We start from the raw sequence: 13995 nt of genomic DNA on the forward strand, positions 1-13995 counted from the left end.
AGAATGAGAGTTTCAAAGGAAGTAAGTCGCTTACTTATTATTCTTAGACAAGATGCTGCTAGACTTGCAGATAAAATCATTCACCGCGAAAGAGAGTATTTGCAAATCTTATCGATGAAGCGAACACGCGAACACTTCAATGCCATTTTTAGATCTAATTTTAAAACGATAACAGTTGCGCAGTTAATGCTTTTATCTGAAGAGCTGATTATCAATCTTGAAGATTTCTATAATACCGTGGATGACCTCCATTGGTACCTCGCGCATACAGAAGATATGCCCGCAACTATTGAAGATAAAGTCCATGCTATGGTAAAAATGGTGAAAAACAAGTATGAACAACTAAATCTTTATTTAAATGCGGAGCTTGAGACTCATGAAGAAAGCGCAATTGCTTAAATTCATTATTTTACTATCTTGTTTATTTCAAGACACCTTTGCACGCCAAAGCATATCTGGTTCTCGTTATGAGTTACTAACAGGTCAAAGAGTTCAAGATAAAGCCTCAAATATCTGGGATAAGAAGTTTGCTCAGCACGACTATATTTATGGGAAGTCTCCTGCAAATTTTTTAGCAAAAAATTATCAGCATATACCTCGAGGAGCTACTGTTCTAGATATTGGGATGGGTGAAGGAAGAAATGCGGTCTTTCTTGCTACAAAGGGATATAAAGTAACAGGTGTTGATATCAGCTCAGTGGCAATTGATAAATCACTAAGGCTTGCAAGACAAGCTGGTGTTCGTATCAAGACTATTCACAAATCTGTTGATGATTTAAAAATCGCCGCAGGATCTTTAGATGCGATAATTTGCTTCTATTATGTTGACCGTGAAGTATCTAATAAACTTAAAAAGTGGCTAAAGCCTGGTGGGGTTATTATTTATGAAGGGTATACAACTGCACATAAGAAGAAATATAAAGAGCAGAGTGTCGATTCATATTTCTTAAAACCTGCAGAACTATTAACGATGTTTAATGATTTTAAAATTCTAAAATATGAAGAGCCACAACAAAGCTCCGAGCTAACTCAATCAATAATTGCTAAAAAGCCTGAATAAAAGGCATCTCTTTCCCGCAACTATCTAAAATAATTAAATATGGCACAATGGAGAGAGTGAAGTACTTCATCTTAGTTGCCACATTCTTGAGTGGAATTGTTTGTTATGCAAATATTCTCGAATTCAATAAAGACCTAGGCTATTTTTCTGGGAGAGTCTCGCATATTGAACCAAGCGCAAGACTCGTACGCTTCAAAGTCGATTTTGATAATATCAAATATATTAATAAATTAGATGAACTCGATCTCTGGGGTCTTCATCAAGAATCCTCTAAGTGTAAGGCCATTGTGATGGGCCGAACTAGTCACTACTTGTTGGTACGAGTACCAAAATATGACGAGTGCAATCGTAACTCTGCCTTTTCGACGGGGCGTTATTATAATTTTTATTCACAGGATCTTGTTAATAATGTTGCGATGGGTAATGAGTTAATTGAAATTCTTGCGAAGAAAAAATTGGCCCTTGAGTCAAAAATTAGTCGCAATAAAAAAGACCTAATTACTTATACGCAAAGAGTCGAAACGATCAATGCTCGCTATGATTTATTGAGACAAAAACTTGAGAAAGAATGGCGTGATGAGCTGCGTCGACTCGAAGATGACCATCAACAGCTTGTTCGTAACACTGAAGGTATTCAAACACGATTGAATGAAGTCGATTATAAATTACAACAATATCGCATTGAGTCTAAAAATCTTAAAGAAGACCGCTGGTCTTTGGATCCGAGGAATTACATCACAAAATAATTATCTCTTTTGTAAATAATTTTAGCATCTAGACAGACGAACGCGTACATCCTAATGTGCATTCTAGCCATTTGGTGTAAAATTTTATATTGTGACTCGCTAAATATAAAAAGGATAAGTTTATGAAAAAAGGAATCTTTTTACTTCTTTTAAGTACACTTCTATTGTCAGTAGTAGGGTGTAATAAAAGTGGTGGAGCTAAAAAATCAAACAACACTTTTTACTACAATCTAAGTGGTACTCCTACAACACTGAACCCGTTATCATCAACTGATGCTTACTCGTCAAATGTTCAAGGTTATGTTTTAGAAGGTCTTCTTAACAAAAATATTGATACAAATGAGTGGGAACCAGGTCTTGCTGAATCATGGTCAATTGAAAATGATGGTTATGATTTTGTTTTCAAAATTAGAGAAGGTGTAAAGTGGCATGATGGAAAGCCATTTACTGTTGAAGATGTAAAATTCTCTTTTGATGCAGTAACTCATCCAGAAAACAAGTATAAGACAGCTCACATGAAGTCTTACTTTGCTAACTTTAAAGAAGCTGTAATTGAAGGTCCAAGAACAATTCGTTTTAAGGCCAACAAAAAGTACTTTGGTAACCTAATGTCTATTGCTAGTGGTGGATACCTTGCAATCGTTCCAAAGCATATTTATGAAAACCCAACTGAAGAAGAAGAAAAAGAACTTAATAAAACTCTTATTGGTACAGGTCCTTATATCTTCAAAGAGCTTAGAAGAGGTAAAGGTATCTCTCTAGTTCAAAATAAAGACTGGTGGGGATACAAGACAGATAATTATAAGAATGATTACTCATATGGTGAAATTTTCATGAGATTTATTAATGAGTCTTCTGTTGCTATTCAGAGACTTGAAAAAGGTGACTTAGACTTTAACTCACTTTCACCAGAAGAATACGAACAAAAAACTAATGGCCCAAGATGGGGTAAAGAAGTTTTAAAAGTAAAAACAGAAAACAAATCAGTTAAAGGTTACGGTTTTGTTGGTTGGAACTTTAAGAGCCCAATCTTTAAATCAAAAGAAGTTCGTAAAGCAATGAACTATCTTATGAACCGTGAAGAGATGAATAAGAAATTCCGTTTCGGATATTCTGTTCTTGCAACTGGTCCTCTATACGTTCAATCTGAATATGCAAATAAAGACGTTAAAGCGATTCCTTTTAATGTTGAAGAAGCAATTAAGATCCTAAAGAATGATGGATGGAAAGATTCAGACGGTGATGCTGTTCTTGATAAAACAATTGATGGTAAGAAGACTAAGCTTGCTTTTACAATCTTAAACCCATCTAAAACTTTCTCAAAATACTTAACTATGTATCAACAAGATGCAAAGAAAGCTGGTGTTGCGATTGAAGTAAAATACATTGAGTGGAACTCTTTCATTAAAGCTCTTGATGAAAGAAACTTTGATGCTGTAACTCTTGCGTGGTCTGGTGGATCACTAGATTGGGATCCAAAACAAATTTGGCACTCAGATTCAGCAGCTAACAATGGTTCTAACTTCATTTCTTACTCAAATAAAGAAGTTGATAAGCTAATTGATCAAGCTCAACTGACTCTTGATAAAGAAGCAAGAAAGACAATGCTTAAAAAAGTATACAAGCTAATTGCTGAAGACTACCCATATATCTTCCTATTTAACGACCGTTATACTTTCTACGGACATACTGAGCGTATGCAAAAAGAGAAAGATACTTATATTTACGGAGTTGGTTACGGAAGTAAGTGGTCGATTAAACCAGCTAAATAAGTAGGAGAGACGACTTGTTTAATTATATCCTTAGAAGATTAATGATTATGATCCCGACGTTGATCGGGGTCAGTATCCTTATGTTTGTGATGGTAAACCTTGCACCAGGTTCTCCAATCGAGCAGAAGCTTCAGCAAATGAGATTTGGTGGAGTTGGTCAAACGACAACTGATACTAGTTCAAATAATGGTGCTGTATCTCAAGAAGTTGTTGAGGCCCTTAAGAAACAATATGGTTTTGATAAGCCACTATACGTTCGTTATGGTATTTGGCTAAAGAATCTAGCTACTCTAGATTTTGGTGAGTCATTTACATACGAAGAGCCAGTAATGGACGTTGTAATGAGTAAGCTACCGGTTTCAATTCAGTTTGGATTGGTCTCATTCATACTATCGTATTTGGTGTGTATCCCGCTTGGAGTTCTAAAGGCAGTTAAAAGTGGATCTCGATTTGATGTCGTGTCTTCGTTTGTTTTATCTGGCCTTTATTCAATTCCATCTTTCATGCTAGGTATCTTACTTCTTGTTTACTTTGCAGGGGATACATTTGTTGACTGGTTCCCAATTGGAGACCTTGTTTCGGATTACTATGATGACTTAAGTATCTTTGGGCAAATCCAAGATAGAGTTTGGCACTTTGTACTTCCTCTTATCGCATATATGGTAGGACAGTTTACAGTACTAACTCTTCTTATGAGAAACTCGATGATTGATGTCATCTCACAAGATTATATCCGTACAGCAAGAGCGAAAGGTTTAGCGGATAGAAAAGTTTACTATAAGCACGCTTTAAGAAATGCTCTGATTCCAATTGTTACTGGATTCGGACACTTCCTATCTCTATTTTTTGCTGGATCTCTTCTTATTGAAAGAATCTTTAACCTAGATGGTATTGGTCTACTTGGTTACCAATCACTTCTAGAAAGAGATTATAACGTAATTATGGGACTGTTCTTTATTCAAACTGTCCTTATGTTCTTAGGTAACCTAATCAGTGACGTACTATACACTGTTGTTGATCCAAGGATTGATTTCTCATGATTGAAAAATTTATTGAAAATGAACTTACACTTAAAAGATGGAGACGTTTTAAGAAAAGAAAGTCTGCAGTAGTTTCTATTGTACTTCTTCTCTTCTCTGTACTTTTAACACTTTCGGCACCGTTGATTGCTAATAGTAAGCCAATCTATATGACGTACCAAGGAAAGTCTTACTTTCCTGTATTTAAAGACTATCATCCAAAGGAATTTGGAATTACGAACGTTTATGTTACGAATTACAGAACTTTAGATATGGATAGCGTTGTATGGCCGCTTGTACAGTGGGACCCATATGAATCAAATCGTGATGTATATGAATATCCAGCTGCACCTAGTGAGACAAATATCATGGGAACAGATGATAGAGGTCGTGATGTATTCACTCGACTACTATATGGATACAAGTACTCAATCGCTTATGCTTTCTTAGTATGGCTTCTTTCAACTATCATGGGTGTATTCTTTGGTGGTGTAATGGGCTACTTTGGTGGGAAAGTGGATTTCTTCGGTCAGCGTGTTGTTGAAATCTTTAGTACGGTTCCAGTATTCTTATTACTACTTACGATGATTTCGATCTTTAAGCCTACACTAACGCTTCTAATTTTCATCTCATCAATCTTTGGATGGATGGGAGTAAGTTACTATGCTCGTGGTGAGTTCTTAAAGAATAGAAAGCAAGAATTCGTAGAAGCTGCACGTGGTATGGGAGCATCAACTTCTCGTATTATCGTTAAGCATATTCTTCCAAACTCTCTAGGTCCGATTATTACTTTCGCACCTTTCTCAATTGCTGCAGGTATCTCTGGTCTTGCTTCACTTGATTACCTGGGGTTTGGTCTTGCAATTCCTACACCTTCTTGGGGAGAGCTTCTTAACCAAGCTCACCAGAACTTTAGAATTGCATGGTGGCTAGCTGTTTATCCTTCAGCTGCACTATTTACTAGTTTATTCTTACTCGTACTTATTGGAGACGGAGTAAGAGACGCACTAGATCCAAAAATGAAATAATGAGGTTGGCGTGAGAATATTCATCTTAGTATTCTCCGCCATTCTTTTCTTTAATTCTCACGCACAAAATTTTCGAGTCCTTTCAACTCTTCCAAGCTTTACTGAGTCAATGTTTTATCTAGATGCTGGAAAACTGTTAGTTGGAGTCTCTGACTATTGTAATTTTCCAGAAGAAGCCAAGCGTTTGCCACGCTATGGGTCTTCATTTGAAATTAATCTTGAGAAGGTTGTAGAAGACAAAATCACGTCTGTTCTGCTTGCTGAAGTTCAAGGCGGACGAGTCAAAAATAATTTAGAAAAATTAGGCGTTGATGTCATCATTACACCATATAAGAAACTTGATGATGCAGTAGGGATGCTTAAAGTTTTTAACGAAAAGTTTAAGCTTAACAAAGATAAGAAAATCGAAGCGTTTTCTAATGAACTGAAATCTCTTTTAAAACCTATATCTAAAGGTAAGAGAGTTCTGATGATTATCGATGAAAAGTTTAAGGATGGTAAACTACATGAGGTTAGGGCCATCGGTATTGATAATTATTATCATGAGATATTAACAAAACTAGGTGCAAAAAATATTGTAGCGGAATCAGGTTACCCTTTAAGGAGTCTTGAGAGCTTACTGACTTCTAATTTCGATTTAATTCTAAGAATATCAGATCGTAAAATAAAGTCAGAACAAGATTGGAAGAATTCTTATTTTAAAGATAAAATTTATCTATACGAAAAAGATTATGCGGTTGTTTTGGGACCTAGGACATTATCGTTAGTTAAAGATTTAAGGGAGATTTTGAAGTGATTAATTGTGAAAAATTATCAATTCAAGATAGGCTATCAGTGAATAGCTTCTCATTTGAATCGGGCCATTGTGGAGTTATCGGCCCAAATGGTGCCGGGAAATCGAGCTTTCTAAAGGCAATTGCTAATCTTGTTGATTTCAATGGAAAATGTCTTGTTGAGGGGGATGTTGCGTATTGTGGTGATAGTGCTTCAATCCAAACTGATATGGATGCGCAAGAAGTTATGTCTTATGCTAGGGGTAGCAAGGCGCAAGACTTAGCTTATCTTAATAAATTAATTAAACACTTTAACTTTGAAAATCTTCTAACTAGAAGAGTGTCAACATTAAGCGGTGGAGAAAGGCAAAGACTTAATCTAATTTGTGCCTTTTATTATGACTGTAAGTTTACTTTACTAGATGAGCCCACAAATTACTTAGATCCAATTTACGTTGAAAGGCTGAGTTGCTTTCTTCAAGAGTATAAAAAAAGCTGCTTTGTTGTTTCCCATGACTTTAACTTCATTATAAATATTTGTGATCGTCTTGTGGCGTTTGAAGACTCTCAAATGAGTTTTGATTCGACTGTAGATGAAGCCGTGTCGACAAAAATCTTTGATAAGATATTTCATAAGAATTTTAACTATCACGTGATTGATAATAAGAGGTATATTCTGTGAAAAAAACAATCCTCTTATATATTGCGGTTATTTTAGCGGTAACACTTACTCCTTTCATAGGCCGAGAAGGAATTATTGACTTAAACGAGCAGGGACTTTATATCCTAGAGAACTTGAGACTCCCTAGGGTTTACTTAGCATTTTTAGTTGGTGGAATACTTTCTGTAATAGGGAGTACAACACAGGTAATTTTTAGAAACCCACTTGCTACTCCATATACTCTTGGCTTTTCGAGTGTGGCCGCCCTTGGGCTTGCTATTGCGGAGCTTGGATTTAATTCTTTTTCTTTAGGGGCTTATATTGCTCTTTCATCAATCTTTCTTCTAATCTTATTATTTCTCTATTTGAATAAGTTCTCGTCTCAAAGAGTATTACTATTTGGAGTTTGTCTTTCTATCTTTTCATCAAGTGCTATAGTCTTTGTTCAAAGTATACTTGGAAATGAAAGCATTGCTAGGCTAATTCGATGGATGATGGGAAGCCTTTCAATTGTAGGGTTTGAGGGTCTTTTATATACAGCACCATTATATATTTTAGGTTTAATATTCTTTGTTATTCATAAGAGAAGTTTAACTCTAATTTCTATTGGAGAAGATTTTGCACAAACGAGGGGAGTGCCAACTCGTAAGGTAAATGCAACACTAATACTTGTTTCAAATATACTAATTGCAGTTGTCGTATGGCAATGTGGCCCGATTGGTTTTGTTGGCTTGATTATTCCACATATTACAAGGCGACTTGTAAGTGCTAACTATGAAAGAAGCTTAATGCCTACTTTTATCTTAGGGGGGGGCTTCTTAGTACTATGTGATTTTATTTCAAGAATAGTTTTGGCAAATAGTATTATACCAATTGGTGCAATTACGGCGTGTGTTGGAGCACCTGTTCTGGCACTCCAACTATTTAAACGAAGCGAATCTTAATTTCTTTTTATTTCTTCAAGTTTTACGATGGCCTTTTTAAGTGCAGAACCTCTTCGGTAAAGAACTTCTACGTTATCGCCAACTTTATATTCATAAAGAGTATTAAAGATATCATCGAAATCATTTATTTCTTTTCCATCAATCTTTAAAATAACATCTCCTAGAATAATACTTCTTGTACGTGGATCTTGTTCTAGACCTCTTAATCCCGCTTTTGCAGATGGCCCATCTGGTCGAACACTTTGAATCGGAAGTCCCTTTTCAACATCAATACCGTAGAAGTATGAGAGCTCTCTTTTTTCTGCAATGGCTATACCAAGACCTGGTCTTTTCACAATTCCGTATTTAATTATTTGTGGCACTACTTTACTTACAATATTTATAGGAATAGCAAAACCAACACCTGCCGAAGAGCCAGAGTTTGAAAAGATCATTGTATTGACACCAATTACATTTCCTGAAGAATCAAATAGCGGTCCTCCTGAATTTCCAGGGTTAATTGAAGAATCTGTTTGTAACATTCCTCTAATTTCAACTCCACCAATGCCTTGAATTCCTCGATTTTTAGCCGAGATAATCCCTGTTGTTACCGTTGCATCAAGACCAAATGGCGAACCAATAGCAATGGCCTTTTGACCAACCCTAACTTTATCAGAGTCTCCTCGATTTAGTGGCTTAATATCTCTTGGGATTTCTAATAACTTCAAGACAGCAATATCTTTTGCTGGCTCTGTTCCGATGAGTTTTGCTTTATATTCTTTTTTATTGTTATTAAATCTTACTAAGAAGTTATCTCCACCTTCGACTACGTGAAAGTTTGTAATGATGTGCCCTTTATCATCCCAAACCCATCCTGAACCTTCACCTTTAACGACTTGTTTATTTGTCATCGAAAAGAAGAAGCCACTTCTTGCTCTCATGCGACCTAGGGTCGAAATATTTACGACTGAATTCACTGAACGATCGAACACTGAAATAGTATTACGTTCACTTTCTAATATCGCCTTATTTTCATCAAACAAAGCCTTTGAATTTAGGGATGTTAGTAGAATAAGAATTAAAAAGAATGGCCTTAAATTGCTTTTCATAATATTCCTCATTATCTCTTTTTGACGCTCATTTCATTATACATATATAATCATAGTATAAAAAATTTTGTAACACAGAAATGTCAAATTTCTGTAAGAATTCTGAGGTCACTCGTGGATATTAATTATTTTAATCGTTATACAAATCAAATGGAAGTGGAGAAAGTTTACGGGGATGCTGCTATTAATTTCCTCTATGGAAATCCTCTTGGAAAGCTAATCTCTGGCGCAATTACTTCATCAATTGTCTCGTGTATGTATGGCGAAATTCAAAATATGAACTTTACTAAGAATAAGGTTCCAAAATTTGTAAAAGATTATCAAATAAATATGGATGATTTCCTTCCAACTGAAGGACGTTCAAAAGATGACCCTTATGGCAGCTTCAATGAATTTTTTATTCGTAGGTTTAAAGAAGGAAAGAGGCCATTCTTAGATGAAGCTGATTCGATGTCTGCGTTTGCTGAAGCAAGATACTTTGGATATGAATCAATTAATAACCAAGTTAAGATACCGGTTAAGGGCAAATTTTTAAATTCAACGGAGTTATTACAGAATTCTAAGTGGGAAAGTGTTTTCGAAGATGGACCACTTCTTCTCGCTCGATTATGTCCTGTTGATTATCACCGTTTTCACTATCCTCTAGATGGTGAAGTGATTGATTACTACAAGATTGGTGGTGGATATCATTCAGTAAACCCACTTGCTCTACGTAAGAAAAATGATATTTTTTCTACAAATATCCGTGAAGTAACAGTTATGCAAACTAAAGAGTTTGGCAAAATTGCATACGTTGAAGTTGGTGCAACGATGGTTGGCCGTATTGTACAATCAAGTGATTTAACAACATTTAAAAGAGGCGATGAGAAAGGTTATTTCTTATTCGGTGGCTCTACTGTCATTGTTATTGGTGAGAAAGGTAAGTGGTCACCAACATCAGATATCCTAAATAATACAAAGAACGGAATTGAAACTTATATTCATTTAGCAGATAAAGTTGCACAAACTGGAAAGTGATCTGATGGGTAAATCCCCTCAGAGCTTTCTTTATGAAGGTGAATTCCTTCGCACTTTAAAGTATCTTTTGAGTGAAGAATCCAGTCAATTCGAGAACCATCTTCACGAAATCCTTTGAAGCTATGATGACTCTCACACTCTTCATGCCCCAGGTCTAGCCATGGATCAGTAAGATTGAGGTCACTTTCATCTAGTACTTTCCTAACTTTTTCAAAAGGTGACTCATTAAAGTCTCCAGTTAAAATAATAGGATAGTCAGCTCTTACTTTTTCAATTTCACTAATTAGGACTTTGATTTGTTCCTTTCGTGTATCAGATTCAAGGTGATCTAAATGAGCATTCACAAAGAAGTAGTGTTTTCCATTTTCCTTGGCCTTAAGAATCGCCCATGTACAAAGTCTTGGAAATGCACTTCCAAATGATTTCGACGCAGCAATATAAGGTGTTTCAGAAAGCCAAATGTCTCCTGAATTTATTAATTCAAAGATATCTGGTCGATAATAAAGAGAAGGATACATTCTATCATCAATCCACTCACGATTTGAATCAATGATCTCAAGTCCATCTAAGAGCTCTTGGAAATCTCTTAATTGGGGCTCCCAGCCTTCTTGGGTTCCAATAACATCTGGTCGATAGGCATTCAGTGCGTTTGCAAGGATAACACGTCTCCCATCCCATGAATGAACTCCATCGGCAGGGTTATTAAATCGAATATTTGAAGAAATTACAGTGAAATTAAACATATTCCATTAATGAAAACATATTTTTCATCAATAGAAAAATAGAAAACTCCGCAATCGACACAAGTAGTTAAAAACTGACTTTTTTATTAAAAATGGGCCAGTTAAGGAGGTCTTATGGTTCAACAAGAGCAATTAATTAAAGAAATTAAAAAACGTTATCCAAAGCATACATACAAGCAGTTGGGAGAGATGTTTCAGATGCAAACGACACGTCTATTTAGATTAATGAATGGCGCAGAAATGAGAACTAGTGAGTATTTTAAGATAAAGGAAAAGCTAGAGATTAATTCTTCGGAACTTAGTTCATTAATTCAATTCTTAGAAAAGCATTCATTCAGCTTAAGTCGTAACGATTGTAATGAAATTGTGAGTAACTTAGAAGAAAAGTTTTTTATTAGAAAGTTAACAGGGTTATAGGGAGAGAATATGTCACGTTTATTAATGGTAGAAAGAGCAATTTTAGAAGTTTGTGGTAAGTCTCAAAAAACAATATTTCAAATCTCTAATGAAACAGGAATGAGTTTATCTTTAGTGGGGAGCTTGTGTGTTCGCTTAAATAAGAAGGGCATACTAAAGAGGCAAGATAGTACATATTCGCTTAATAAAGATGCCCAAGGTTTAATGATTGCAAATGCAGTAGAGAATGTCAGAAAAGAAGTAAATGAAGTGGCCAGTTCAATTGTAGAAAATTATTTTAGTCAGAAAGAAAATCGATCATTAAAACTTCAAAAAGTTTATGTAAACAAAACAGAAGAGCTTATTCTTAATTCAATGCTTGATCAGTTAAATAGTTTTGTTGAGGAGCTTCAGCGTAATTACAAAAAAAGTTCAAATAATATTGTGAAAAAACAAAAGGTTTTACTTTGGGGACATGGTAATTATTCAGACATAATTAATAGCTCTTTAAACTTAGCGAAGTAATATTAATAATGTCTAAAATTAGCCAACGTAGCCAAAATCATTAAGCATTTTGGCCACAAGTTCTTTTAATTGATATTTTAAAATCTTATTTTCAGGAGACAGTGTAGAACATTCGATATAGCCAATCATTGTTTTAAAATCTGTCTCTCTTTCATTTTCCTTTAGCCATGAATCAAATGTGAGGATGGCCTCAATCCAAGCACGAACAGAGTATTGAGTTTTATCAATAAGACTAAATAAGAGTTCACCATTTTCTTTCTGACTTGGTGAAGATTTCAGATGCTTTTGTAGGTAACTAAAGATTATTTTTATCTCATCTTCAGAATGTATATTCTCTAACAGAAGATTAAGCCTTTCATCAGAAAGGAAGGCCACTGGATATTGTGCTCTGAGTCTTCTAAAATACTTTTCAATCATAGTGCCTAACATGGTGTGCAAACGAGTTATTTTGTTCTAAACTAGCAAAGTTAATTATATCTAATTTAGCAAGGGTTTTTCATGTTTGAAACTATTAAAAATATATGGCCACTAATCCATCGCCATCGCGCCAGAGTGATCGGAAGTATGATCTTCGGTATTGGTATGGCCTTAATTAAGGGTGGTCAAATGGCGCTAATTAATCCTCTTTTCACAAAGGGGCTTTCGCCAGAATCAACACTTGAGGAGATTCTTGGAATTGTAGGATTAGCTTGTTTACTTGCACTTATTAATTTACCTGTTCGCTTCTTTCATTTCTATTGGATGCAATTTGCAATGAACGATGCTGTATGTGAAATCAGAACAAAGATTTATTCAAAGATTCAAGATATTCCAATTTCATTTTATACGACGACTAAGCAAGGTGACGTTATTTCAACAATCTTAAATGATACGATGATTTACTCGCAGGGGATAAGTGGTCTTCTTACATTATTAAGAGAGCCGATCACATTATTTGTTTTATTAGGATATGCCTTCTATCTTGATTGGCAACTAACACTTGTTACATTTGCACTTCTTCCTATTATGCTTTTAATTTTTGGTTTCTTTGGAAAGAGAGTAAAGGCACACCAATCAGATGTTCAGTCGAGACTTTCTGATATGACTCATGTCATTGGCGAAGGTGTTGGTGGACAAAAAATTATCAAGGCTTTTAATCTTCAAGATTATACGAGGGATTTCTTTAAAGGATATCAGAATAGCTTTTTTGAATTTCAAATGAAATCAGAAGTAATGAGACAAATTTCACACCCTTTAGTTGAATTTATGACAACTCTAATCCTTTCTTCAGTTATCGTTTTTGCTCAGGTGAAGATTACTGGAAATGCAATGACAACAGGTGAGTTCATTACTTTTATTGCAATTATGGCAATGATCCAAGATCCGATTAGAAAGACAAATGAAGCAAATTTAAAAATTAGCCAGGCGCAAGCTGCGGAAAAACGTATTTTTAAATTTTTAAAAGTTGAAAATGAAAAAGATGACGGTAAAAATGAGCATTCTGAATTAAGTGATAAAATTTCTTTTGCAAATTTAGACTTCTCTTACGGTGATCATCAGGTCATTAATAATTTGAGCTTTGATATAAATAAAGGTGAAAAGGTTGCTTTAGTTGGGCTTTCAGGCTCTGGTAAGTCGACTCTTATTAATGTTCTTCTTGGACTTTATCCTGTTAAAAAAGGAAGTTATAAAATCGATGGTATTGATTCAAGTGATTTCAAATTAAAATCACTACGCCATTATTTCGGCTTAGTTTCGCAAGATATCTTCCTGTTTAATACAACGATAAGAGAAAATTTAACTCTAGGTAAGGAAGTCAATGAAGCTCAAATTCAAGAAGCATTAAAAGTGGCCCATGCGATAGAGTATATTAAAGAGCTTCCAGAAGGGCTAGAAACAGTTATCGGTGATCGAGGGGTAAGACTATCTGGTGGACAAGCACAACGTTTAACAATCGCTCGTGCTTATCTTCAGGATAATGATGTCTTCTTATTTGATGAAGCGACTTCTGCTCTTGATAATGAATCAGAGAAAGTAGTTCAACAGTCGTTAAATGAGCTTGCAAAAAATAAGACAGTTATTGCTGTTGCACACAGACTTTCAACTATTCAGAACTATGACAAAATCATTGTATTAAAAGATGGAAGAATGATTGAGCAAGGCCGTCATGATGAACTAATGAACCTTGATGGCGAATATAAAAAGTTATATGAACTGAGTATGAAGTCTTAACTTCATACTCAG

Annotated in this window: 16 protein-coding genes; 13 read left to right on the top strand and 3 right to left on the bottom strand. The window is 35.2% G+C overall.

The window, feature by feature from the left end; all coding sequences use genetic code 11:
* Nucleotides 1-3: 3 nt before the first annotated feature.
* The 9 genes from C0Z22_RS06945 (at nucleotide 4) to C0Z22_RS06985 (ending at nucleotide 8003) form a co-directional block, all read left to right on the top strand.
* Nucleotides 4-399: a hypothetical protein gene (locus C0Z22_RS06945; RefSeq protein ID WP_103217637.1), complete on the top strand. Its 396-nt coding sequence runs from the start codon at nucleotides 4-6 to the stop codon at nucleotides 397-399.
* Nucleotides 377-1060 carry a bifunctional 2-polyprenyl-6-hydroxyphenol methylase/3-demethylubiquinol 3-O-methyltransferase UbiG gene (locus tag C0Z22_RS06950; RefSeq protein WP_158246845.1) on the top strand — a complete coding sequence of 228 codons (684 nt, stop codon included), beginning with the start codon at nucleotides 377-379 and terminating at the stop codon, nucleotides 1058-1060. Before C0Z22_RS06945 ends, C0Z22_RS06950 begins: the two co-directional genes overlap by 23 nt.
* A 56-nt stretch (nucleotides 1061-1116) precedes the next feature.
* Complete coding sequence (locus C0Z22_RS06955) at nucleotides 1117-1806, top strand: hypothetical protein (protein ID WP_103217639.1); 690 nt, start codon at nucleotides 1117-1119, stop codon at nucleotides 1804-1806.
* A gap of 122 nt (nucleotides 1807-1928) precedes the next feature.
* Nucleotides 1929-3578, top strand: coding sequence for an ABC transporter substrate-binding protein (locus C0Z22_RS06960; RefSeq protein WP_103217640.1), 1650 nt, complete (start codon nucleotides 1929-1931; stop codon nucleotides 3576-3578).
* Nucleotides 3579-3592: 14 nt separating this feature from the next.
* Nucleotides 3593-4618 carry an ABC transporter permease subunit gene (locus C0Z22_RS06965; RefSeq protein WP_103217641.1) on the top strand — a complete coding sequence of 342 codons (1026 nt, stop codon included), beginning with the start codon at nucleotides 3593-3595 and terminating at the stop codon, nucleotides 4616-4618.
* On the top strand, nucleotides 4615-5625 hold the full coding sequence (locus C0Z22_RS06970; RefSeq protein WP_103217642.1) for an ABC transporter permease subunit: 1011 nt from the start codon (nucleotides 4615-4617) through the stop codon (nucleotides 5623-5625). Before C0Z22_RS06965 ends, C0Z22_RS06970 begins: the two co-directional genes overlap by 4 nt.
* Before the next feature lie 10 nt (nucleotides 5626-5635).
* A complete protein-coding gene (locus C0Z22_RS06975; protein ID WP_103217643.1) occupies nucleotides 5636-6421 on the top strand; it encodes an ABC transporter substrate-binding protein in 786 nt (261 codons plus the stop codon).
* Nucleotides 6418-7080, top strand: a complete 663-nt coding sequence (locus tag C0Z22_RS06980) for an ATP-binding cassette domain-containing protein (RefSeq protein WP_103217644.1) — start codon at nucleotides 6418-6420, stop codon at nucleotides 7078-7080. The genes C0Z22_RS06975 and C0Z22_RS06980 overlap by 4 nt, the downstream gene beginning before the upstream one ends.
* A complete protein-coding gene (locus C0Z22_RS06985; protein WP_103217645.1) occupies nucleotides 7077-8003 on the top strand; it encodes an iron ABC transporter permease in 927 nt (308 codons plus the stop codon). The genes C0Z22_RS06980 and C0Z22_RS06985 overlap by 4 nt, the downstream gene beginning before the upstream one ends.
* Here the strand turns inward: C0Z22_RS06985 and C0Z22_RS06990 are convergent.
* Entirely contained in the window at nucleotides 8000-9091 is a 1092-nt protein-coding gene (locus C0Z22_RS06990) for a S1C family serine protease (protein ID WP_158246846.1), read from the bottom strand. The genes C0Z22_RS06985 and C0Z22_RS06990 overlap by 4 nt on opposite strands.
* Before the next feature lie 114 nt (nucleotides 9092-9205).
* On the opposite strand from C0Z22_RS06990, the gene C0Z22_RS06995 reads away from it, so the two are divergent.
* On the top strand, nucleotides 9206-10108 hold the full coding sequence (locus C0Z22_RS06995; RefSeq protein WP_199177536.1) for a phosphatidylserine decarboxylase: 903 nt from the start codon (nucleotides 9206-9208) through the stop codon (nucleotides 10106-10108).
* Here C0Z22_RS06995 and C0Z22_RS07000 read toward each other — a convergent pair.
* Nucleotides 10072-10851 carry an endonuclease/exonuclease/phosphatase family protein gene (locus C0Z22_RS07000; protein ID WP_103217647.1) on the bottom strand — a complete coding sequence of 260 codons (780 nt, stop codon included), beginning with the start codon at nucleotides 10849-10851 and terminating at the stop codon, nucleotides 10072-10074. The genes C0Z22_RS06995 and C0Z22_RS07000 overlap by 37 nt on opposite strands.
* 114 nt (nucleotides 10852-10965) lie before the next feature.
* Here C0Z22_RS07000 and C0Z22_RS07005 point away from each other — a divergent pair, with 114 nt between their 5' ends.
* Together C0Z22_RS07005 and C0Z22_RS07010 are read left to right on the top strand one after the other, a co-directional pair.
* Entirely contained in the window at nucleotides 10966-11268 is a 303-nt protein-coding gene (locus C0Z22_RS07005; RefSeq protein ID WP_103217648.1) for a hypothetical protein, read from the top strand.
* Between the two features lie 9 nt (nucleotides 11269-11277).
* The gene (locus C0Z22_RS07010) at nucleotides 11278-11772 is read left to right on the top strand and encodes a hypothetical protein (protein ID WP_103217649.1); all 495 of its coding nucleotides are present in this window, start codon (nucleotides 11278-11280) and stop codon (nucleotides 11770-11772) included.
* A gap of 18 nt (nucleotides 11773-11790) precedes the next feature.
* Here C0Z22_RS07010 and C0Z22_RS07015 read toward each other — a convergent pair whose 3' ends face one another.
* Nucleotides 11791-12189 (bottom strand): hypothetical protein, encoded by a 399-nt coding sequence (locus C0Z22_RS07015; RefSeq protein ID WP_103217650.1) that lies wholly within the window; start codon nucleotides 12187-12189, stop codon nucleotides 11791-11793.
* Nucleotides 12190-12270: 81 nt separating this feature from the next.
* Between C0Z22_RS07015 and C0Z22_RS07020 the strand changes: the two genes are divergently transcribed.
* Nucleotides 12271-13983 (top strand): ABC transporter ATP-binding protein, encoded by a 1713-nt coding sequence (locus tag C0Z22_RS07020; protein WP_103217651.1) that lies wholly within the window; start codon nucleotides 12271-12273, stop codon nucleotides 13981-13983.
* The last annotated feature ends 12 nt before the right edge of the window (nucleotides 13984-13995 follow it).

Origin of the sequence: Halobacteriovorax sp. DA5 (assembly GCF_002903145.1) — a bacterium.
Lineage (GTDB): Bacteria > Bdellovibrionota > Bacteriovoracia > Bacteriovoracales > Bacteriovoracaceae > Halobacteriovorax_A.